Genomic DNA, 22,990 nt, shown 5'->3' with positions numbered 1-22,990 from the left:
ATCGACCCGGGCAATTCCGCCCGGGCCGCTTTTAATCGGAAACATCTAGCGATCAGAAGATGAAATCACCCGCGTCCAGCGTCCCTGCGCCGACACTGACCAGAGTCATCGTGTTGCCGAACCCATCATCGATCACCGCGTTCACCGGTCCCGTCAGATGGTTGTTCTGCAGGTCGAAGAAATTGTTGATCGAGGCGACGCCAGACAGGTCAATTCTGTCCCCATCAGAAAACGCCAGCACGCGATCCTCTCCGGTTGAGAAAACGAGCACATCCGCTCCGGCACCCCCGCGCAGCGTGTCATTACCAGCGCCGCCGTCAAGCTGATCCGCCCCGTTACTTCCCCAAAGATTGTCATTTCCGGCGAAACCAAGCAGGGTATCCTTTCCGTCTCCGCCATATGCAACGTCATTGCCTGCGCCCGACCAGAGTTGGTCATTGCCGCCGGATCCGATCAACGTGTCATTTCCGCCTCCGCCAAAGATTTCATCGGACCAGCCTCCGCCGTTCAACAGGTCATTGCCGTTGCCGCCCGTCAGACTGTCCCTGCCATCGTCACCGAAGACGGTGTCACTGCCATCGCCGCCGAGAATCGTGTCGTTGCCGCTGCCGCCAACCACGCTGTCATTTTGCGCCCCGGCATCGATATTGTCGTTCCCCGCATTCCCCCAGATTGTGTCAGTACCCTTTCCGCCCGTCAGCACATCATTTCCAGCACCGCCGCCAATCCGGTCCGCACCATCTCCGCCGCTGATCGTATCGTTGCCTCCGCCTCCGTTGAGCGTATCATTGCCGGTGCCACCCAACAGCCTGTCAGCACCCCCAAGGGCGGTCACATAGTCATTGCCGTTCCCGGCAAAGACGACGTTGTTTCCTCCGCCTGCGTTATGCGCATCGTTTCCATTTCCACCGGAAAGCAGATCATTACCGTCTCCGCCACTCAGGGTATCGTTTCCGGCACCACCTCGCAGCGTATCCGCCCCCTTATGGCCGAGCATCATGTCGTGCCCGCCGCCGCCATCAAGCGTATCGTTGCCTGCAAAACCCTGAATGAAATCATCCTTCGCGGTGCCAACGAGCCGGTTGTTATTGCCGTTGCCACTAATCACCGGGACATTACCAAGCGCCATGGTCGAGCCATCGCTCAGGTGCACCACCAGATTGGACCCGGTTTTGATAAAGTACGCACCCGCCTTCTGCGCTGGCGACAATGCATTGAAATCAAGACGGTCGACGCCGTGATTAAAATCGGTGACTCGATCCTTACCCATTCCCCAGGTCAGCACAAAGGTATCGGCGCCAAAACCACCGGTCATGCGATCGTTGCCCCCACCTCCGACCAGGCGATCTGCCCCAATACCGCCGAGCAAAACGTCGTTTCCGAAATCGCCAACCAGATTGTCGTTTCCGGCGAGGCCCACGATCGTGTCATTGCCACCAAATCCGCGAATCCCATCCTTGCCGTTCGTTCCAATAAGATAGTTGGCACCGCCATTTGCGGGCGTCCCAAAATTGAAATCCGGGCCAGTGGAAGGCGTGCCGGTGCCGTCATTCCCGGCGATGCGCACCTCGGCCATGAGCGTTGCCTGCCCGTTAACCAGAACCGCCCCGGTCGGAGACGAGAACTCCACGCCAAAGGTTTCGTCGCCTTCGATCGCCGTGTCACCAAAGATGCTGACCCGAACGCGGCCGCTGCTGGCCCCTGCCGGGATCGTCAATGTGCCTCCGGTCGCTCCAAAGTCGAGGCCGCTCTGGGCATCCGCATTCTCGACGGTGCTCCAGTTTACCTGCACGTCGGTTTTCGCTGGCTCAGACAGCAGGACATAGACGTAAGCGTAAGCAAAACTGCTATTGCCTTCCAGGATCGAGGTTGACACCACATCCAGAACGACACCGGCCTCTGACACGGGCGGGCCGAGAACCGGCTTGGCTACGTCACCGATTCCGGCATCCTGCGACGGCACACCGGAATCATTGCCGATGATCGCCCCCTGCGCCACCAGGGCCGGGCCGTTGCCATAGAATGTGGCATTCCGCAGCCCGGTCAGGACGAGGTTGAAGGCTTCATCACCTTCGATTCGTGTATCCCCGCTGACAGCAACGCGCAGATAGGTGCTTTCCGTTCCCGCCTCGATAGTGAAATTGCCCTCTCCACCACTGAAATCACCCTGGGTTTTTGAGGCCGTGCCATCATCAAAGACATATTGGCCGGTGATCCTTGTCGGCGCAGGGCGATCCAGCGTGATCAGAAACTCTGCATATGCAAAGCTGCTGTCGCCTTCAAAGACCGATACATCAGAGATCTGCAGAACCGGCACATCCGTTGCGGTTGAGACAGGCGTCGGCAACTGATCGGCAGGATCGCCGATACCGGCAGGACCCGTTAGCGGACCACTGTCATTGTCCAGTATGGTGACCTCGGCCTGCATCACGGCGGTGCCACCTTCGAAATCCGCGTTTTGCAGATTGGTGAAGACAACCGTGAAACTCTCGTCACCTTCGATCGCGGTGTCGCCGTTTACGCTAAAGCGCAGCCACCCGCTTTCCTGGCCTGCGGGGATGGTCAATGTGCTTGCCGCATCCGTAAAGTCGCCCTGCGTATTCGACGCGCTGCCGGCCTGAGTATAGTAATCAACCCTGATCTGGGCTGGCGCAGGTGCATCCAGCGTATAGGGCACGTAGACATATTTGAAACTGCTATCGCCCTCGATCACTTTGACATCATGGAACCGAAGTGTCGGGAGCGTACCGAACTGATCCGGTCCCTGGATCGCCTCGCCCGGGTCGCCGACGCCCCCCGGTTCGGAAATTGGCCCGGTATCATCATCCAGAATGGTTGCCGTCGCGGTCAGTATCTCGCCGCCGCCAGCAAAAACGCCATTGCTGATATTCGTCATCACCAGCTGGAAATCTTCGTCTCCTTCCGCATTCGTGTCACCGGTCACAGCCACCCGGATCCAGGTTGATTGCTCTCCTGCAGCGATTGTTGCCGTGCTCGCGGCCGCACTGAAGTCGACGCCCGCCGTCGCCGTCCCTTCCTGCAAGTAATAGCTGAGGGTAATTTGCGCTGTCGCCGGGCGGTCAAGTGTCAGCAAGAAATAGGCATAGTCGAAGCTGCTGTCGCTTTCGATGATCTTCAGATCATGCGCTGTAACCGTCGGCAGCGGACCTGGCTCCCGTTCGGGGCCAAAAATGAGCCTTCCGGGCCCGGTGGTCCCGGCAGGCGCATCGGCAGCCCCATCATCGTTATCCGCAATGGTGATCGTCGCCACCATCGCCGCCGCGTCATCTGGCAGGGAGGAACTCGCTGATGGCAGGAGCACGAATTCAAAACTCTCGTCGCCTTCGATCGCGGTATCTCCAATGATGGAGAGACGCACATCCACGAAGCTCTCGCCTGCCGGGATTGTGACGGTTCGCGCGCTTGGGCTGTAATCTGGCCCGGACTCGGCGGTGCCGTCTTGCGTGTAGTATGAGAATGTAACCGGAGCGGTCGCGACTTCATCCAACGAGACTCGAACAAACAGATACTCGAAACTGCTGTTTTGCTCGATAATCCGCGTATTTTGAACCGACAGAACAGGCATCTTTGCTTTTCCCCCAAACAAAAAAAATAAATGCAAACGTAGGGTTGCCCAATTCCTGTAAAAAAAACAACACAAAATCGCCACAATTGAAACCAAAGTCGCACGCCGCTCGGATGGGGATAATTAAAGAGGCAATAAGTCAAAAAATCTTTGCCAATATCTTTGCGAGCGCTTGCCAGAAGGATGCGTCTGGAATTGTAACGCTGCCGGATTGTCCCCGATGGGCTCGCTTGCACCTTCATTGTACGTGACTTGAATAACAGAAATGTGATCGCAAGGCTGGCTGCGGGAATCGCGCGCGCAGGCCCGATTTGCCCAGACAATCCAGCCCTGTAAAGGCGATCTCATCCCAAAAAACGCGAATTCAAGGGAATTGCTTCCGTCTACCGAACAAGCAGATTCACGCCTTTCAAAATGCAGCGTTGCGGCAGAAACTCGCCATGAGTTCCGTTAATGTTCAATCTTAACAATATGTTGCATCTGTCGCCCTCTATCACTTGCGCGTGAACAAAATAGGGAGCGGACTTATGACCTCAGGAAGTTACTCAGAATTTCGCGATGCACTGCGCGATTTCGAATCCGGCTGGGATCGTGATCGTTACGAGGCGGGCACGATCGCGGATTGGCAACTCGATCAATGGGCCGGTGGATCAGTGACGGAGTTTTTCCCCACCTACAGCCGGTGGGGCGACCTGTCAGAGGATGAATGGCAGGCAATGTCCTACAGGTCGATGAACAGCCTGGGTTTTGTCGGGTATCAATTCGGCGAAGCGCTGTTAATCGACCTTGGATATTATCAGGATGACCTGTTCTACGGCAATGGCGCAGCAACCAATACCTGGGATGGCACCTGGACCGGTAAGAACGGGGTCCACTCACTAGAGGATTTCATGACCGGCGCCGCGCAGGAGCACGCCATCCAGGAGGCGTTCGGGTATAATCTGCAGGTCATCGAAACGGGCCTGGGTTATCAAGGTGATAGCCTTGACGACTATATTGGCAGCACGCGCAGCTATGTGGATGCGGGGCAAACGGTTACGGTCACACTGACAGTTTCGGGCATCATGGCCGCAGCGCATCTGCGCGGGGCCTGGGGCACGCTTTCGCTGCTGCAGAATGGTGACGTTTCGACAGATGAGTACGGCACGTCGATCCTGCGTTATATTGAGCAGTTTGGCGGCTACACCACTCCGACAGTCGAAGAGGCAGTCGCCGTCTATCAGGGTTCTGCGCCGATCGAGGTGGGGGAGACGCCCGACCCTGTCGAACCGGGCGAGCCAACCTCGCCGGTCGAGCCCCCTGCCCCCGAAATGCCTGCAACACCCCCGATGGTAGATGGCTTCGCAAACGACACAATCTCAGCGGCCAATGCGAGCGTTGCCATCGACTGGCAATGGGGACGGGCTGAAACCGTCGAATTCGATCCGGCTGGCGACACGCTGTTTATTGCTTGGATTGGCGCGGATGCCCTGAGAGTGACTGAGTCAACAAACGGCCTGACCATCGCCATTCCGTCAAACAACCAGAGCGTCACCTTGGCTGGTGTGTCCGCCGCCGAACTGGACCCGGCGCGGATCAACGTGCTCGACGGCAGCGCAAGGGCCGTGTTTGCCGAGCTCGTCGGCGAGACAGATGGACACCATACGGGGGGATCATCAGGCGGGATGCATGAAGGCATGATGATCGACATTACGCTGGATACGCCGTCGCGAACCATTTCGGATTTTGATCCCTCGAAAGACATGCTGCATCTCGGCGCAGGCGTGACCGGCACGCGGCTGGACATCTTCGAAGAAAGCGGCGACGCGCTGGGCCAGACCGTTCGCCTGGTCGTTAGCGACGACGCCGGAGCGGTAATGTCCACAACGATCCTGCAGGGACTGGGGCTTGCCGATCTCAGCATGGCTAATTTCTCGATCGCCGAAGCATCCGCCCAAAACGAGGTCGCCTCGGCACTGGGGACGGTCATCACCGAACCGGCGGGCGGCGATGGCTATGTGTTGTCCTATGATACCGATGGGTCAAATCCGCCGCAGATGCTGGGCACCACGGAGAGTGGCGGCGCGATCTGGCGGGCGGACTCAAACGCGGACGACATCACTGGTTTCGACCCGACACGCGACATTCTCTCGGTCGGCGACACCTCGGTTCATGGCATGATCCTGACGAAGTCGGCCAATGGCGAAGTTGTCGTCGACAGCCCCTGGTCGGATGCGGCGCAGATCGTTCAGGGGGTCGGTTTTCAGGACCTCAGCATCGACAGTTTCGGTATCGTGGGCAACGAGCACTTCCGGCAGGATATCGGTGGTGTTCTGAGTTGGGAACTGGGCCAGGGCCCGCGCGCGCAGGACACTGTTTATGTCCGCAGCCACGAATACGGCGTGCATGAGGTGATCAACGGGTTCGATCCGGACAGCATGAAGCTGAGCTTTCTCTATTTCGGCACGCGTGAAAGGTTGTCGGTCGAAGATACAGAAAACGGTTTGGTCATTTCCTCTCTGCCCTCGGGCCAGAGCCTGACCTTAGCGGGTGTAACGCTGGCCGATCTGGTCCCGGGTCGGGTTGAATTTCATCATGATCAGGTCATCGAAGACAATCTGGAGGTGCCATTCGGCTTTGAGCAGGATGCCGTCACGCTGGTCTCTCGCGCAGAGTTGCTGACCCCGCAGGCCCCGGCGGGTGCGACTACCGACGGGTTCCAGACCCGCACCGGCGACCTCGAAGATCAGGACCAGAACAACGGGTCCGGCACAACACCCCCCACGGATACCGGGAACGGTGGAACGGCTGCCACGGCTCTGACCGATGGGGCAGACACGATTGAACTGTTCTGGGATTGGGGCGCCGAAACGACGTTTGAGGGTTTCGATCCGGCCCAGGATCGTTTGGACTTTCGGTCACTGGGGTCACAAAATCTGCATGTCACCGAAATGGGCGATGATCTGGTGATCGAGATTCTCGGAAATGGCGGCAATCTCACAACGTTGCAAGGCGTACAGGCCGAAGACCTGACGCTGTCCAACCTGACCGCCGACAGTTGGAATAGCGTGGACGATCCGGGCAGTGCGCTGCTGGCACAACTCCAATCGCTTGGCATGGATATCGGATAAGCGACCAACACCGGCGCCCCTGCATCTAAGAGGGGGCGCCGGTACGTTCTTCTACGATTGCGAGAATCCTGTTTCTCTGGATTTTTCCCGACGGCCCCTTCGGCAGATCGCCCAACAGGTGAATCTCGTCAGGCGATTTGAACGTTCCCAACCGGCTCTGGCAAATCTCCAGAAGGGCCTGCGCCGTCAGGGTCGATCCATCGCGGAGTCTGACGGCTGCGGCAACCGTCTCCCCGTAACTATTGCAGGGCCGCGCAAAAGCGGCGGCCTCGACAACGTCGGGATGCGAATAAAGCGCCTCGTCTATTTCGCGCGGGGCGATGTTTTCACCGCCCTTTATGATCAGCTCTTTCAGCCGTCCGGTGACATAGACATAGCCATCCGCATCCATGCGCCCCAAATCTCCGGTCCGCAGCCATCCGTCCGGGGTGAATGTCCCGGCGGTCGCATCGGGGTCCTTGAGGTATTCGAGCATGACGTTGGGCCCGCGAATGACCAGTTCCCCTTCGGTCTCTGTTGGGGCGGGCTGCAGGTCGGAATCAAAGATCGCCGCCTCGTTGCCATAGGCGACGCCGGGCGAGCCGATCTTGCGCACACCGGGCGGCAAAGGATTCGACAGGATCTGCGCGGCGGTTTCGGTCAGCCCCATGGTTTCGATGATCGGCACTGAAAACCGTTTCTCGAACGCGCGCTGCACGTCTGGCGCCAACGCGGATGAGGCCGAGCGGCCAAACCGGACCCGCTTGCGCGTCTCAGGATCGGGGTTGAGGTCGGAATGCAGAAGATGGGAAATGATGGTGGGTACAACCGAGAACCACGTCGCCCGCGCCCGCCCCAGATTGCCCCAGAACCGGCTGGCCGAGAAGCGCTCGCACATGGCCAGCGAACCGCCCGAGACAAGCGTGCCCATCACCGTCACGCACAGGCCGTTGATGTGGTAAATAGGCAAGACGCAGAACCCGCGATCATCGGCGGTCAACTCATGCGCCACCGCCGTTGTCCAGCCACCTGCCAACAGGCTGGAATGGGTGTGCACCACACCTTTCGGGCGACCGGTCGTGCCCGAGGTATACATCAAGAGCGCATGATCCTCGGGCGCAAGTTCGTGCAAATCGCCCGCAGCGCCCTCTGCCTGTGCAACCTGCAACGGGGTGATCGCCTCACGGTTGGTGGTGCGGTCGAACAGATCGGTCTGATCGGGATGCACAAAGCCATAACGCGCGTCGCTGTGGTCCAGGGCATAAGCGACGGCACTGTCGCCCGCGACCAGATTGATCATAGTGGCCCGGAACCCGCCATAGAGGACACCGAAGACCACCATCAACGCTTCGCGGCAATTGGGATATAGGATGGCAACGCTTTCGCCTTTGGCCACCCCCAGATCGGTCAACATGCAGGCGATGCGGCGGGCCGCGTCTTTCAGCTCGACCCAGCTCAGGTCCGGCGCGCCGTCGGGGAAGACGAAACCAGCCCCCCCCTGATCCGCGCGCAGATCCAGCCAGTCACGGACGGTTCCCTCGGGTGGTTCCATCATTGGCCAGCCTCTGCCCAGTACCGGCCAAAGATCTCGTCCAGTTCGGGTTCGCGCGTTGGTATCTCGCGCACGATCTTGGTGGTCTGGATGAAATGCCGCCAATGCAGGTTGGTGTCGATGGAATTGCCACCCCAACTGCCGCATCCCATCGACAGGGAAAACGGCATACCGTTGGTGAAACTGCCCCCGGTGGCAAAGGTATGGGCCTGGTTGACAATGACCCGGCAAGTCGGCAGATCGCGACCCAGTTCAACGGCGCGGGCATCATTACCGGTATGGATGCCAACCGAATGCCCGGCCCCCTGATAGGCGAGGATACGGGTCGCCGTGTCCTTGGCCTCCGCAAAATCCTTCGCCCGATAAAGCGCCAGCACCCGGCTCAGCTTCTCCCCGGACAGAGGATGATCTGGTCCGATCCCATCGGTTTCAACCGCGAGGAATTTGGTGCCCTCCGGCACTTTCCCGGCCATGCCAAGCGCGTCGAGCATCTTGTCGGCGTCCTGGGCAATGGCCGAACGGTTGAGATGCCCGTCCGGCCAAAGCCGTGCGATGATATCCCCAGCGTCAGAGGCAGGCACCAGAGCGCCGCCTTCGGCGGCCATCGCGGTGACAAAGGCGTCATAGACCGCATCCATCACTACCACCGCATTCTCGGACGAACACGAGGTCGCGTTGTCGAAGCACTTCGATGCCGTGATCTTTGCGGCGGCGGCGGCCAGATCGGCGCTTTCATCCACGATCACCGTGACGTTGCCCGCGCCGACCGCAACAGCGGGGGTGCCGCAGGATTGCGCGCGATGCACGTTGTTCTGACTGCCGGTGCAGATCACCCGATCGGCGATCTCCATCAGCCTTTGTGTCTTGGCTTTCGAACCCGGCGCGGGGATCATCATCACCAGATCGCGATCCAGCCCCAGCTTATCGAACTCGGCATGGATATAGCTCAGCAACATCTCGCAAGACGCCACGCCCTTGGGGGATGGGGCCACCACGATGGAATTGCCGCCCTTGAGCGCATTGATGATGTTGTTTGCCGGGGTCGCTGCCGGGTTAGTCGACGGGACAACCGCGCCGATGACGCCGATGGGCCTTGCGATTTCGGTGATGCCGGTGGCCGGGTCGTCGCGGATGGTGCCATGGGTCTGCACCCCGGCGATGTCTCGCAGCAAGCCAAGCGTCTTGCGGTGGTTCTTGGTGATCTTGTCGGGTACGTTGCCCAGACCTGTTGTCTCCACCGCTAGTTGCGCCAGCGCCCGGTTCCGGGCCGGTTCCATGATGGCCCATCCCGCCGCCAGCGCCGCCTTGTCATAAAGCGCCTGACTGCCTTGGGCCTCGAAGGCCGCCTGCGCCTTGCGCGCCCGCGCCACGATACGATCCACTTCAGCGATTTCGGGGGCAATCCCGTCCTGAGCGTTCATCTGCGTCCTCGATTGTTTATCCGGGGCGGACCCACTCCGCCCCGAGGGGTGTAAGCCGATCAGAGACCAGCCAGCAATTCGTTTAGTGTCTGCTGACGCTGCGCCCACATCTCGATCACCTCGTCACGTGTCATGATATGCATGGGCGAACCACCCGCCTCCATCTTCTTGGCAACGCGGGAATTGGCAAACATCTCAGGGACAGTGACAGAGAGCTTCTCGATCACCTCGGGCGGTGTGCCCTTGGGCACCATGACGCCGCGGAAATTGACCGAGGAATTGTCCACGTCCAGCCCCTGTTCCTGCATCGTGGGCACATCCGGCAGAAACGCATTACGCTCCAGATCAGCAACCCCAAGGATTTTGACATTGCCCGCCTCTTGCGCGCGGAAAGCATCGGACAGGTTGTTGATGCCACCCATCACCTCGCCTGCAATCACCGCCTTCATGGCCGCAGCACCACCACCCTTGGTGGGAATATAGGCCATCTTAATCCCCGCAGCCTTGTCAATCTGCAAGGCGGCAATGTGGTGGCCGACAAACAGACCCGCACCGGAAACGGTCAGTTTGCCGGGGTTTTCCTTGGCAAAGGCAACGACATCTTCCATCGAGTTGAACGGGCTATCGGCCCCCACCACAAAGACGGCCGGATCGGCCCCCCAATTGGCGATGGGTTCAAAGCTGTCGGCCGAATACTGGACCCCGCCCTTGATCGACTGGGCGATGAAATGCGGCACGTTATAAGCGGCCAGCGTATAGCCATCGGGATCGGCCTGCGTGGCGAACCAGTTCCAGCCCACGCGCCCGCCAGCGCCGGGTTTGTTGATGATGGCGATGGGCATGCCAAGCGCATCCTCGTTGCCGGCGGTCATGGTCACGATCCGCGCCTGAAAATCCGTGGCACCACCTGCGCCGTAGCTCACCATCATCATGATCGGCCGTTCGGGGTAATCCTCGGCCACTGCTGCGCCAGTCAAGCCCAAGAGCGCCAGTGCCACCCCTGCAATCAATCGTTTCATGTCTTATTTCCTCCCTGATTGAGTTCACCCGCGCCTCGCGCGGTTAGAACAGAATTTCCTTTGGCGTGTAGACGTTCAGCAGCATGGCAAAGAGCCCATACATCACCGCCACGAAGACGCCCGTGATGAGCGCGCGTTTGACCCAGCTTTTGGCCTCGGCATGCGGGGCCGGGTCATAGAGCGACAGCAGCATGAAAAAGGCGATGGCTGTGGCGGTGTAGAACCCCAGCGTCTTGGCCGCCCAAAAGACATAGACCAGCATGATGATCAGCCCCGGCAGCAGGTTCACGAACATGGTCCGCGACACGCCGGTGCCCACCTTAGACAGGCCCAGCACCGCCTTGCCGAAGGTCCACCCCGCCAGCACCACAAAGACCGACGCGATAAGACGCGGGAACAGAAAGGCCTCGGCGGGTTGCTGGGTATAGCTGACCCAGGTCACCCAGAGCCCGACGGCAAAAACGATCCCCGATCCGATTACATGCTGCGAGCGGTTCATGCCTGCGCCTCCTCTTTGGTGGTGTAGCGGCGGTGGCGAAGCTCCATCCAGACCGAGTAAGCGATCGAAGCCAGCACCACGGCGATCAGGAAAAGGTTCAGGCCACCGGTCAGGAAATAGTCGCTTCGACCATTGGTGGCGTCGGCGATCATCGACCCCTGGATGAAGTTCGCCTCGGCGATCGGCCCCAGGATCAGACCCAGCACCAGCGGCGCGGCAGAGAAGCCGAAGCGCTCAAGAAAGAACATGCCGATGCCGAGACAGGCCATGACATAGACATCCCCCATCGAGCTTTGCACCGAATAGGCGCCAAACACCGACAGCGACAGAACGATGGCGGCCATCACCGATTGCGGCACCTGTGCGACGCGCGCCGCAAGACCCGCGACATAGAGGCCAAAGATGCACATCAGCACCTGCCCGATCAGCATTGAGTTGATGAAGGTCCAGGCGACATCAGGGTGATTGTCGAACAGATCCGAGCCGGGAAAGATCCCGTGGATCAGCAACCCGCCCAACAGCACCGCTGCGGTGGGGCTGCCCGGAATCGACAGGGTCAGCAGTGGCACAAGCGAGGGACCGACCATGGCGTTGTTGGCGGATTCCGCCGCGATCACACCCTCGGAATGGCCGGTACCGAACTTGTCTTTTTCAGACGAGAATTTCTTGGTCTGATCATAAGCGACCAGACCGGCAATCTGGCCTCCGACACCGGGGATCAGGCCAATGACCGAGCCGATCAGGGTGCCGATGCTCAATGCCCGCGTGCGACTGAGCAGCTCGCGAATAGCAGCCAGGATCGAATGGCGCTGCACCTCGATCACCTCGGCCCCAACATTGCGGCGGCCCTTGGCAAACATGGTCAACACCTGCGGAATGGCGAACAGGCCGATCAGCGCGGCGATGATGTTGATCCCGCCCCCGAGTGCGGGGTGAAAGATGAACCGCTGCGCGCCCATGATGTCGTCAAATCCGATCGTGGCCAGCCAAAGCCCGATACAGCCGGACAAAAGCCCCTTGACCACCGAGGACGAATCCAGCGTCCCGATCACGGTGACCCCAAGTATCGCCAGCCAGAACAGGTGAGATGGGCCAAAGGCCAGCGCCCATTTTGCCAGAACCGGGGTCAGAAAGATCAGCAGCAGCACCCCAAAGATGCCACCAACAGCAGAGGCCAGAAACGACAATTGCAACGCCCGCGCGCCCTGCCCCTGCTTGGCCATTGTGTGCCCATCCAGCGTGGTGGCGATATTGGCCGGCGCGCCGGGGATCTTGAGCAGAATGGCACTGACCGCGCCCCCTGCAACGGTTGAGGTATAAGCCGCCCCCAACAGGATCAGCCCCTGAACCGCCTCAAGCTGGAATGTGAACGGGATCAGCAAAGCCACGGCCATCGTGGGCGACAGGCCCGGTGTCGCACCCAGAATCAGCCCGCCAATTGTGCCTCCAAGCAGCAGCAGAAACGACAGCGGCGAGAACACATCTCCGAAATAATAAATAAATTCCATCCGGGGCCTCCCAACCCGCCAAGTCCGGCTTTGCCTTTTGTTGACAAACTAGGTTAGGCGATGAAAATAGTATTGCAAATGTTTTCATAAATTCAGCCGCAGGCGAAGGTATTATGGTTAACTTTCAGAAAGGTAAGGTGGATATTGTCGCAGTTGCAAAGGCCGCGAAAGTGTCCGCGTCCACGGTGTCGCGCACCTTCAATCACCCCGATCTGGTGAACCCCGCGACTCGCAAAAAGATCAATCGCGCGGTGCAGAAACTCGGCTATATCCGCAACCGTGCGGCCCAGACCATCCATGGCAGACGGTCAGGCACGATCGGGCTGATTGTCCCCACCATCAACCACGCCATCTTTGCCGAAGTCATACAGGCGTTTTCGGATTCCATCGACAAGGCCGGGTTCAGCCTGCTGCTGGCCTCTCACGGCTATGATCTCGACCGCGAATACGCCATGGTCCGAAAGCTGCTGGAACATCGCGTCGACGGGGTGGCCCTGGTCGGGCTGCAACATTCCGAGGCCACGATCCGATTGATCGAACAGCAAGACATTCCCGCCCTGGAAATCTGGAACTATGCCGAAACGTCGGTTCTTCCCTGCGTTGGTGCGGATAACCGTCAGGCCGGATACATGGCCGCAGAGCATCTGCTGGCGCTGGGTCATCGCGACATCGGCCTGATCTTTCCCGACACGACGGGGAATGATCGCGCCAGCCATCGGCTATCCGCCGTTCTCGAAGCGCTTGCCAGCCGCAACATCACGGTGCCCGGTCACCGCAAAACCGAGGCGCCCTACAGCGTTTCGCAGGCAAAACAAGCGACATCGGACCTGCTGGCCCGGCACAAACGCCCAACCGCACTGCTTTGTGGCAATGACGTCATTGCCCAAGGTGCGCTTTTTGCAGCCCAGAAACTCGGCCTGAGTGTTCCCGATGATCTTTCAATAATCGGCATTGGGGATTTCAAAGGGTCCGCCGATGTCGAACCCGGATTGACCACGATCCGAATTCCTGCGGAAACAATCGGAACACTCGCTGGCGAAAGGTTCACAGACTACATAACGTCGGACGATCCGACGAATTTCAGGGTCTGTTGCGAGCTGAAATGCATCGTTCGAGGCACAACCGGGAACATTTCGACGCCCCCCGATGCGCCGTGAACAAAACGGCTTCAGGCAAGATTGGTCGTTGAGGCAGACGGTGTCGCGTAATCCCCACGACAGCAATCAGACCTAAACTGGCCGGGGCCACCTCACGATCAGTTATGACGAAATCGAGGTGGTCGTTTTTCAAGAAAGGCCGCCATACCCTCCTTCTGCGCGGGCAGGCCATAAAGCGCGTGATACATTTGCCGTTCATAGCGCAGCCCGGTCTCCAGCGTGCTTTGCTCGGCCATGTTCACACAGGCGCGGGCCATTTGGGTGATGTCCGGAGCGTAGCCCGCGATCAGCTGAGCGGTGTCCATCACGACCTCGGGCAATGCTTCGGGCGCAACAACCCGGCTGACCAGACCCATTTGCAGCGCCTCCTGTGCATCGATCATGCGCCCGGTCAGGATCAGGTCCATCGCGCGGGCGCGTCCGATCAGACGGGTGAGACGCTGGGTGCCTCCGATACCGGGAATGCAGCCGATCTTGATTTCGGGCTGGCCAAACCTGGCGGTCTCTGACGCCAGGATGATGTCACACATCAAGGCCACCTCGCAGCCACCGCCCAGCGCATAACCGCTGACAGCGGCCAGCTTGGGCAGGCGGAGCGCGGCGAACCTGTCCCAGCCGGCAAAAATGTCGCTGGCCTGCATGCTGGCATAGGTCTGCACCGCCAACTCACCGATATCGGCCCCGGCCGCGAAGGCGCGAACATTGCCGGTCAGGATCAGGCAACCGATATCGGGATCGGCATCAAAAGCGGTTGCGGCGGCCAGCACCTCCTCCATCACCTGTGTGTTGAGCGCGTTGAGCTGGTCGGGCCGGTTGAAGCGGATCGTGGCGATCCGGCCCTCGGTTTCGGTCAGGATGGTGTCATACATGCTCAACTGTCCCAGATCGCGCCATAGGCGGGAATGCCCAGGCTTTCCATGTCGTGAACCACCTTGCGCGTCAATTTCTGGTTCGAGATCACGATGACCGCCTCGGCCCCGCTGTCGCGCATCGCCTGCAGGGCCAGCGCAGACAGGTTGGGCTTGCCATGGGTATCGGTGTCCCAGATCAGGGGGGCCTCGGTATGGGCCTCGATCTCATCCACCAGCGCGTCGCCATAGGTCTTGCGCGGGCTGCGGGTCGACCAGATCAGCCGGTTCGGCACATCTCCCGCCAGCAGATGCGGCAGGATCGGCCCGATACCGGACCCGGTTCCGACATAGACAACCTTGCTGAACAGCACCTCGATCCGCGCGACACCCGAGGTGGTAATGCCCTTGACCCAGACTTTGTCGGGCGGCGTATCAATGAAACGTCCGGTCCAATCCCCGGCACGACTGATGGCCAGCCGATAGCCCGGCTCATCCGGCGCGGGGATATTGGCGAAGGAGTGATATTCGCCAAACGGCGTGTGGCTGATCGCGTTGGAACTGCCGGGGAACGGCGTATCGCCATAATCGAACTTCGCGATCACTGCGTGGTCAGAGGGTTTGACGATCTCGACCTTCACCCGTTTCAGCGTCAGCCAGGGCGACAGGATCGACAGGGTGATCAGGCACAACATCCAGAAAGCCGGGCTGTGCAGCAATGCACCGCCCATGTCCTGCGTGATCGACACCGTCTGGGCCCAGAACAGGCCCAGCACAGTCCAGCCGACGAAGCGGTGGATCTTTTCGAACATGTTGTGAAACCGCGCCCGGATCGGGCCGAGGGCCGAGATCACCATCAGCGTCATCAGGACCACCATCGCCCCGCTCAGCCCCAGCGTTAGGTCCGAGGGCAGTGCCGCGCCGCTCAGACGGTTAGCGACCATGGCAAAAAGCAGGAAGCCAAACCAGATCGTACCGGCGACCGCACCGCCGGAATGCAGCCCGCCGAAATGGAACACTTTCCCAGCCCCCCAGCGAATCCAGAGCGGCCAGGACACGGGCACCCGTGTGGCCAGCCAGAACAGCGCGTTGACCACCCGTTGCTGGCGGATCAGGATGCCGAGGCTCAGGTTGATCAATGCCATGTCCGCAATGGGGCTCAGCGCGTACTCGTCCCCGGTGAACCAGACTCCATCGCGCAGCCCCATCACGAACACGCCCAGATTCACCACCGCGACCAGCATCGCCAGACGGCGATACTCCATCAATGCGGGGTGCCGGGTGACCCGCCGCCAGTTCAGCGTGCGGGATTGCAGATTTGTCGTTTCCGTCGTCATCAGTTCAGCTCCACACCGGTTTCGGCGATATGGGTTTGCGCGAGGGTGAGCAGAAGCCGCTTGTCCAGCTTGCCGCGCGGGGTGCGCGGCAGGGTGTCCATCGGCATCACCATGCTTGGGCTGCAGTAATAGGGCAGCCGGTCGGCCACCGATTGCGCCGCCCGTTTCGGGCAGGCCGAAGCGGGCGAGATAAAGCTGACCAGATTGCGAAGGTCATATTGCAAGGTCACCGCCTGCTGGCAGCAGGGCGATGCCTCAAGCGCGCCTGATACGCTGTCGAGTTCCACGCGGAAACCGCGCACCTTGACCAGATCGTCGACACGCCCGAAATGCTCAAGCTCTCCCGTGGTGGTCCAGCGACCCAGATCGCGGGTGCGGAACATCATGTGGCCAGGGCGGAACGGGTCGGGGCGATACCGCTCGGCGGTCAACCCTGGATTGGCCAGATAACCTGCGGTCACGCAATCACCGCCTGCCCACATCTCGCCCTTATGGCCGATTGGCAGCGGGTGCAGGTTCTCGTCGAGGATATAGACCGTGTTGTTGGGGGTCGGGCGGCCGATCGACAGGACCGGCTTGTCGGGATGATGCGGTTCGGCCGTGTTGATGATCGTGGTCTCGGTCGGGCCGCAGGAATTGTAGAAGGTGCAGAAACTTGCCCAGCTGTCGGCCAGCGGGCGCGGGCAGGGTTCTCCGGCAACGGCAGCGACCTTGACCTGCTGACAGCGCCTTTGATCAAGCGCGGTCAGGATCGAAGGGGTGGCGATCAGCACATCGACCTGTTCCGCCGTTTCCTGAATGGACTTGCCGCGAATGACCAGCGTTGCCCCGTTGGACAGCGCGCCCAGTGTCTCCCACGCGGCCATGTCAAAGGCGATGGACAAGATCTGCCCGACCCGCAGCCCGGGCCGCATGCCCAGATCGCCGGGGGCTGTCAGCAGGATATTGGCCAGGTTGGCATGGGTGACCTGCACACCGTTCGGCACGCCGGTGGTGCCCGAGGTGAACAGGATCATCGCCAGATCGTCGGGCCGGGCCTCATAGTCCGCGCCGTCGGGGCCGGGGGCATCGAGCATCGGGTCGTAGATCACGGTGTCGATCGCGATCAGGGTCTGATGCGGCGCAACCGGCACCTGATCGGCCAGTTCGCTGAGGCTCAGCACGACCTTGGCGCCGGTCACATCGGCCACGTGGCGCAAGGTTTCGGTCGGCGCCACGCCCACATGCTGCGGCACATAGGCAGCCCCGAGTTTCAATGCTGCGACGATGGCGACCACCATGTCGATCGAGCGGTGCAAGAACAGGCACACCGCATCGCCGCGTCGAACACCATGCGCACGCAGAACCCCCGCCAGCCGGTTCGACGCCGCGTCCAGAGCCGCATAGCTGAGCCTGTGGCCCGCGCATTCAACCGCAATCTCGGCGGGGTTGCGGCGCATCTGATGCCGGATCGCCGCCGCGATGGTCGGATGGCGCGGCGCTTGCCTGGGACCCCAGCCAAAGGCACGAAACCGCTTCTGATCCGGAACGGTGAGGCAAGCAAGCGCGTGGGTCTGACCGTCTCTTGTGGCGTCGGCCGGAGTCGGGGGATGAAAGCCTTTCAAAGGAGTGACAGCAGAGTTTTGCATGGCGTTTTCCTTCCAGTGTGAGGGTCACGCCTCAGGTTTAATGGGAAAAATTCCCATTAACCCTCACAATCGGTCACTTTTTGGTCACGAAACCGTTGAAATCCTAAACAACCGGAAAACTATATGCGTAGAAAGCGTTTAAGAGTTAACCGAATGTCGTCGCAACCCAAGCCTCCTCTTGAAACCGCCCTGGCCGCTCTGCTTGAGCCCTTGGCGCAGGCAATGGTTGCGCATGGGGTGACGCTTGGCACGGCGACGGAGGCGTTGAAAAAGGCTCTGCTCGCGGCTGCCGAAAGCACCTCCGCCAGCCCGCTCAGCGACAGCCGGGCCAGCCTGCTGACCGGGCTTCACCGCAAGGATGTCAAACGGTTGCGCGGCCTGACGGATGATGCGCCCGAGAAGCGCAGCAGCAACGCGGCGGCGCTGGTCATCAGCCATTGGGCCACCTCGCCGGAATATCAAGATGCCTCTGGCGCGCCGCGCGATCTGTCCCGCAAGGGTGGTGAGGACGGACCGGGATTTGACGATCTGGTGCGCCTGGCCCGGATCGACATGGCGCCGGGAACAGTGCTGAATACACTTCTCGATCATGAAATCGTAGAGACCGATGAAACGGGGAATTTGCGCCTTTTGACCCACGCCTTCCTGGCGTCGGGCGGTGGCGCCGAACAGGTGGCGGCCTATCAGGCGACGCTGTCGGCGCACTTGCGAGCGGCGACCCAAAACCTGCTTGCGGCGCCCGGCGATGCGCGGAATTTCGACCGCGCCGTGCGCTATTCCCACCTGTCGCTTGAATCGATTGAGCAGTTGCGGCAGCTATCGGAGGAACAGGCGCAGACGCTGTTGCAGGACATAAATGCACTGGCCCGGACCTTGCAGGACCGTGACGAAAGTGGCGGCCATCGGGGCCGGTTTGTGATGGGCGCCTATATACTGCCCTCACCAGCGAAGACTGCGGAAAAAGACCCGGAAGAGGGCGACGAAACATGAGCATCCGTGCCCGCACACTCGCGGCGATACTGGCCTCGGCCTGGCTGTCCACATCCGCAGTCGCAGAGGACAAAGAAGAACGCGAAGGCGGCATCATCGGCACCGGCATTGTCGGCACCATCACCCATCTCGGCAGCATATTCGTGAACAATCTTCGGGTTCAGGTCGCAGGCGGAATGCCCGTGGCCGGGTCCGTCCCCACGATGACGGTGGCCGATCTGCGGCCCGGACATACGGTGGCAATAGTTGCCGAGCGCAGGGAAGATGGCTGGCATGCAAGACAGGTTCGCCAGGTCCTGCCGCTGGTCGGGCAGGTGACAGGGATGGGCGCGCAGGGCCTGACCATTCTGGGCACTCAGGTCGACGCTGGCGACCTGTCTGGCGATCTGCAGATCGGCGACTGGGTGGCGGTCAGTGGATTGTGGCAGGGGCCGAGGCTGCTCGCCTCGCGGATCGAAGCGCTGGAGGGCGCGGATCATCCGGCGCGGCTTAGCGGGTCGTATCTGGGTCCAAACCCGGATGGCGACACGTTGATCGGCGGCAGCGTTCTGTCGGGGATCGAGCCGTCGCATCTGCGGCCCGGCGATCTGGTGCGGGTGACCGGCCAGCCGACGCCCGACGGGATACGTGCGGACGCGCTGACAACCGGGCTGTTCGACGAGGCTGTGGGCCTGATCCAGGTCCAGGGCTATTTCTCGCGCCCGCAAGCTACCGGTCTCTATACCGTGCTGGGCAGCGGACTTGTCGCCTATACGGATCAGCCCGAGATGATCAATACGCGCATCACTGTCATTCAATGCGGTCAGATGGGACGTTTGGGGAAAATTGAACCCAGCGACCTTGCCGAACCCGGTCAGGAGACCCGCTTTCTGTCCGAACTGAGCTGCTGAACCGGGCGCGGCGCACGGAGGGTGTCGCAGAGGTATCGCAATTGACCCGCGCTGCATAGGCCGAAATTCTTAAACACAACGCGGGGTCGTCAGTGTTCCGCAATTGTATGATTTCAAAGGTAAAACATCAACTGATCCGAATTTGTTTGCCAGAACTGGCATCCCCTCATAGGCTCTTGTCACAAAACTGTTACAAAGCAGACGATCCTTGGGAGGGTTCACATGATGTCGTTGAAGAAACTGGCGGGCGCGTCTGCGCTTGCCTTCGTGGCGGCGGGCGCGGCACAGGCCGACAAGCTGACCTTTTATTGCTCGGCGCAGGAAGACTGGTGCCAATTGATGGCCAACAGCTTTCAGGATGCCACCGGGATCGACGTTGCGATGACGCGGAAATCCTCGGGGGAAACATTCGCGCAGATCAAGGCCGAAAGTTCGAACCCCAAGGGAGATGTCTGGTGGGGTGGCACCGGTGACCCGCATTTGCAGGCGGCAGAGGAAGGGCTGACCGCCGAGTACCTGTCGCCGATGCGCGACCAGCTGCACCCCTGGGCCATCGCGCAGGCGGAAAGTGCGGGCAACAAGACAATCGGGATTTATTCCGGTGCGCTGGGTTATGGGTATAATTCCGACCTGCTAGCCGCCAACAACCTGCCCGAACCGGCCTGCTGGAAAGACCTGCTAAAGCCCGAATACAAGGGCCATGTGCAGATGGCGAACCCGAACTCGTCGGGCACCGCCTATACGACGCTGGCCACGATGATGCAGCTCTTTGGTGAAGAGGAAGGCTTCGACTTCATGAAGGGTCTGCACAAGAACATCAACCAGTATACCAAATCCGGTTCGGCCCCGATCAAGGCGGCGGGACGTGGTGAAAACACCGTTGGTATTGTTTTTATGCATGATGCGGTAAAACAGGCCACCTCGGGCTTCCCGGTCAAGGTTGTCGCCCCGTGTGAGGGCACCGGATACGAGATTGGCTCGATGTCGATCATCGACGGTGCGCGAAACATGGAGGAGGCCAAGAAGTTCTATGACTGGGCGCTGAGCCCCGAGGCACAGAACCTCGCCTTGCAGGTGAGCGCGTTTCAGGTGCCATCGAATATGAGCGCGGAAACCTCGCCTTCGGCCCCGGACATGTCGCAGATCAAGCTGATTGACTACGACTTCAAGAAATATGGCTCCTCCGACGAGCGCAAGCGCCTGTTGAAGAAATGGGATGATGAGGTGTCGACCCTGCCGCAATAAAGATGCGCGAACTGACATCCGAGAAAACGACCCATCCGGTTCTGCTCTTCTGGATCATTGCCGGATGGGTCGGTTTTTTCCTCCTCCCCTGGTACGGGGTGGAGGCGTTTTTTTCTTTCGAATGGATGGTTGACGGTTATCCATTCGACCCAGACTACGCTCCGGCCGGGTTTCTGGTCGCGCAGGGCGAAAAGCTCTGGCTCGCGCCCATGGTGCTGGCGCTGATTGCGCCGCTGGCGGTGCTCCGGAAACGCAAGATAGATCCGATCTATGCCAAAATGCTGATCCTGGCGGGCGCGTTTGGCTTTGGGTGGATGATCCTGCAGGGCTTTGCCATTGGCATCCGTGGCTGGAATTTCGAGTGGGCGACAGCACTGTTCGGGGATCTGGGGGATCGTCAGTACGGAATGGGCTATGGCGCGCTGATCTGTGCCTCTGCCTTCCTGTTCCTGCTCACCCAAGGCATCGCGGCGCGCGGGGCCATCAACGGAGACGTCTTTGTCGTGAGCGCGATCGGCGGCGTGATCGTCATCGTCACCGCCTTCGTGTTCTTCCCGATCGCCAAGATGCTCACCGCCGCCTTCATCACGGATGAGGGCGGCTATTCGGTGGGTGTGTTCTTGTCGAAATTCTTCGACGACCGGCTCTGGGGACTGGGATGCCTGTCGGGCGGGCGCTGCGGGGCGGCCTGGAATTCGCTGTTTCTTGCGGTTCTTGTTGGCTTCATCACCACTGTTCTCGGGCTTATTTTCGCGCTGGTCGTCACGCGCTCGGGCTTTCGTTACAAACGCGCCTTGCGTGCCTTGACGGTACTGCCCATCATCACGCCGCCTTTTGTGATCGGCCTCGCGCTGATCCTGCTCTTCGGGCTTTCGGGCTCGGTCACCGTGTTCTTTGCGGATGTCTTTGGCGTTCAGCCGACCCGATGGCTGTATGGCTTGCCCGGTGTCCTCATCGCGCAGACGCTGGCCTTTACGCCGATTGCCTTTCTGGTGCTGATCGGTGTGGTCGAAGGGGTCTCGCCCTCGATGGAGGAAGCGGCGCAGACCCTGCGGGCCAGCAAGTGGCAGGTGTTCAAGACCGTCTCGCTGCCGCTGATGCGGCCCGGTCTGGCCAACGCGTTCCTGCTGGGGTTCATCGAAAGCATGGCCGATTTCGGCAACCCACTGGTTCTGGGCGGCAATTTCGACGTGCTCTCGACCGAGATCTTCTTTGCCATCGTGGGCGCGCAATATGATCAGGGCAAGGCGGCGGTTCTGGCAATGGTGCTGCTGTGTTTCACGCTCGGTGCGTTTTATGCGCAGCGGTTCTGGCTGGGCAAGAAAAGCTATACCACCGTGTCCGGCAAAGGTGACAGCGGCGTGCACCCGCATATGCCGCGCGCGCTGTCGGTGCCGGTGCTGGTCATCGCGATGATCTGGGCCGGGTTTACCGCCGTTGTTTATGTCATGATCTTCTACGGTTCGGTGGTTGAATTGTGGGGGGTGAACAACACGCTGACCTTCAAACATTATGTCACCGCCTTTTCTTTCCGCTTCGAGGACGGCGGCATCCGCTGGTCCGGCGCGGCATGGGACAGTTTCTGGACCACGCTCAAGATCGCCGGGATCGCGGCACCTCTGACAGCAATCGTCGGGTTGATCACCGCCTATCTGCTGACCCGGCAATCCTTTGCGGGCAAGAACGCGTTCGAGTTCGGCACCATGCTCAGCTTTGCCATCCCGGGCACCGTGATCGGCGTCAGCTATATCCTGGCCTTCAACGTCCCGCCCATCGAGATCACCGGCACTGGTATCATCCTCGTGGTCAGCTTCATCTTCCGCAACATGCCGGTGGGGGTGCGGGCGGGCATCGCCTCCATGTCGCAGTTGGACAAATCGCTGGACGAGTCTTCGCTGACTTTGGGCGCAAACTCGTGGCAGACCTTCCGCCGCATCATCCTGCCCTTGCTCAGGCCCGCGATTCTGGCGGCGCTGGTCTATAGCTTCGTGCGGGCGATGACGGCGATCTCGGCGGTGATCTTTCTGGTCTCGGCGGAATATGACATGGCCACCAGCTATATCATCGGGCGGGTAGAGAATAACGATTACGGCCTCGCCATCGCCTATTCCACTACCCTGATTTTCGTGATGCTCAGCGTTGTGGCGCTGATGCAGGTCATTGTGGGACGGACCGAGATCGGCCGTCGCATGACCCAGTCGCGCAGCAACGTATAAGGACG

15 protein-coding genes are annotated in these 22,990 nt (G+C 60.3%); 6 read left to right on the top strand and 9 right to left on the bottom strand.

Going from position 1 to position 22,990, the window contains the following annotated elements; all coding sequences use genetic code 11:
* Positions 1–52: 52 nt before the first annotated feature.
* Complete coding sequence (locus tag Q5Y75_RS21300) at positions 53–3,586, bottom strand: Calx-beta domain-containing protein (RefSeq protein ID WP_306201369.1); 3,534 nt, start codon at positions 3,584–3,586, stop codon at positions 53–55.
* 527 nt (positions 3,587–4,113) lie between these two features.
* Between Q5Y75_RS21300 and Q5Y75_RS21295 the strand changes: the two genes are divergently transcribed.
* Complete coding sequence (locus Q5Y75_RS21295; protein WP_306201367.1) at positions 4,114–6,696, top strand: hypothetical protein; 2,583 nt, start codon at positions 4,114–4,116, stop codon at positions 6,694–6,696.
* A 25-nt stretch (positions 6,697–6,721) separates the two neighbouring features.
* Here Q5Y75_RS21295 and Q5Y75_RS21290 read toward each other — a convergent pair whose 3' ends face one another.
* The 5 genes from Q5Y75_RS21290 to Q5Y75_RS21270 are packed head-to-tail and all read right to left on the bottom strand — an operon-like array spanning position 6,722 to position 12,674.
* Complete coding sequence (locus Q5Y75_RS21290; protein WP_306201365.1) at positions 6,722–8,230, bottom strand: AMP-binding protein; 1,509 nt, start codon at positions 8,228–8,230, stop codon at positions 6,722–6,724.
* A complete protein-coding gene (sauS, locus tag Q5Y75_RS21285) occupies positions 8,227–9,648 on the bottom strand; it encodes an acylating sulfoacetaldehyde dehydrogenase (protein WP_306201364.1) in 1,422 nt (473 codons plus the stop codon). The genes Q5Y75_RS21290 and sauS overlap by 4 nt, the downstream gene beginning before the upstream one ends.
* Positions 9,649–9,707: 59 nt before the next feature.
* Positions 9,708–10,667, bottom strand: a complete 960-nt coding sequence (locus Q5Y75_RS21280; protein ID WP_306201362.1) for a Bug family tripartite tricarboxylate transporter substrate binding protein — start codon at positions 10,665–10,667, stop codon at positions 9,708–9,710.
* Between the two features lie 43 nt (positions 10,668–10,710).
* A complete protein-coding gene (locus tag Q5Y75_RS21275; protein WP_306201360.1) occupies positions 10,711–11,166 on the bottom strand; it encodes a tripartite tricarboxylate transporter TctB family protein in 456 nt (151 codons plus the stop codon).
* Complete coding sequence (locus tag Q5Y75_RS21270) at positions 11,163–12,674, bottom strand: tripartite tricarboxylate transporter permease (protein WP_306201358.1); 1,512 nt, start codon at positions 12,672–12,674, stop codon at positions 11,163–11,165. The genes Q5Y75_RS21275 and Q5Y75_RS21270 overlap by 4 nt, the downstream gene beginning before the upstream one ends.
* A gap of 113 nt (positions 12,675–12,787) precedes the next feature.
* Here Q5Y75_RS21270 and Q5Y75_RS21265 point away from each other — a divergent pair, with 113 nt between their 5' ends.
* Entirely contained in the window at positions 12,788–13,831 is a 1,044-nt protein-coding gene (locus Q5Y75_RS21265) for a LacI family DNA-binding transcriptional regulator (protein ID WP_306201356.1), read from the top strand.
* A gap of 98 nt (positions 13,832–13,929) precedes the next feature.
* On the opposite strand, the gene Q5Y75_RS21260 is transcribed toward Q5Y75_RS21265, so the two are convergent.
* Genes Q5Y75_RS21260 through Q5Y75_RS21250 form a run of 3 tightly spaced genes read right to left on the bottom strand, consistent with a single transcriptional unit; the run spans position 13,930 to position 17,644 of the window.
* Positions 13,930–14,700 carry an enoyl-CoA hydratase-related protein gene (locus Q5Y75_RS21260; RefSeq protein WP_306201354.1) on the bottom strand — a complete coding sequence of 257 codons (771 nt, stop codon included), beginning with the start codon at positions 14,698–14,700 and terminating at the stop codon, positions 13,930–13,932.
* A gap of 2 nt (positions 14,701–14,702) precedes the next feature.
* Positions 14,703–16,016: an FNR domain-containing protein gene (locus Q5Y75_RS21255; protein ID WP_306201352.1), complete on the bottom strand. Its 1,314-nt coding sequence runs from the start codon at positions 16,014–16,016 to the stop codon at positions 14,703–14,705.
* Positions 16,016–17,644: an amino acid adenylation domain-containing protein gene (locus Q5Y75_RS21250; RefSeq protein WP_306201350.1), complete on the bottom strand. Its 1,629-nt coding sequence runs from the start codon at positions 17,642–17,644 to the stop codon at positions 16,016–16,018. The genes Q5Y75_RS21255 and Q5Y75_RS21250 overlap by 1 nt, the downstream gene beginning before the upstream one ends.
* A gap of 153 nt (positions 17,645–17,797) precedes the next feature.
* On the opposite strand from Q5Y75_RS21250, the gene Q5Y75_RS21245 reads away from it, so the two are divergent.
* From Q5Y75_RS21245 to Q5Y75_RS21230, 4 genes are all read left to right on the top strand, one after another.
* Positions 17,798–18,634, top strand: coding sequence for a DUF6502 family protein (locus tag Q5Y75_RS21245; RefSeq protein WP_306201348.1), 837 nt, complete (start codon positions 17,798–17,800; stop codon positions 18,632–18,634).
* Positions 18,631–19,524, top strand: coding sequence for a DUF5666 domain-containing protein (locus tag Q5Y75_RS21240; protein WP_306201346.1), 894 nt, complete (start codon positions 18,631–18,633; stop codon positions 19,522–19,524). The genes Q5Y75_RS21245 and Q5Y75_RS21240 overlap by 4 nt, the downstream gene beginning before the upstream one ends.
* 225 nt (positions 19,525–19,749) lie before the next feature.
* A complete protein-coding gene (locus Q5Y75_RS21235; RefSeq protein WP_371933296.1) occupies positions 19,750–20,769 on the top strand; it encodes an ABC transporter substrate-binding protein in 1,020 nt (339 codons plus the stop codon).
* Positions 20,770–20,771: 2 nt separating this feature from the next.
* On the top strand, positions 20,772–22,985 hold the full coding sequence (locus tag Q5Y75_RS21230) for an ABC transporter permease (RefSeq protein ID WP_306201342.1): 2,214 nt from the start codon (positions 20,772–20,774) through the stop codon (positions 22,983–22,985).
* The last annotated feature ends 5 nt before the right edge of the window (positions 22,986–22,990 follow it).

The sequence above is a fragment of the Ruegeria discodermiae genome (assembly GCF_030758345.1).
In the GTDB taxonomy this organism is placed as follows: domain Bacteria; phylum Pseudomonadota; class Alphaproteobacteria; order Rhodobacterales; family Rhodobacteraceae; genus Ruegeria_C.
Note: the sequence above shows the minus strand (reverse complement) of the source record. Positions and strands in the feature narration are given on the sequence as shown.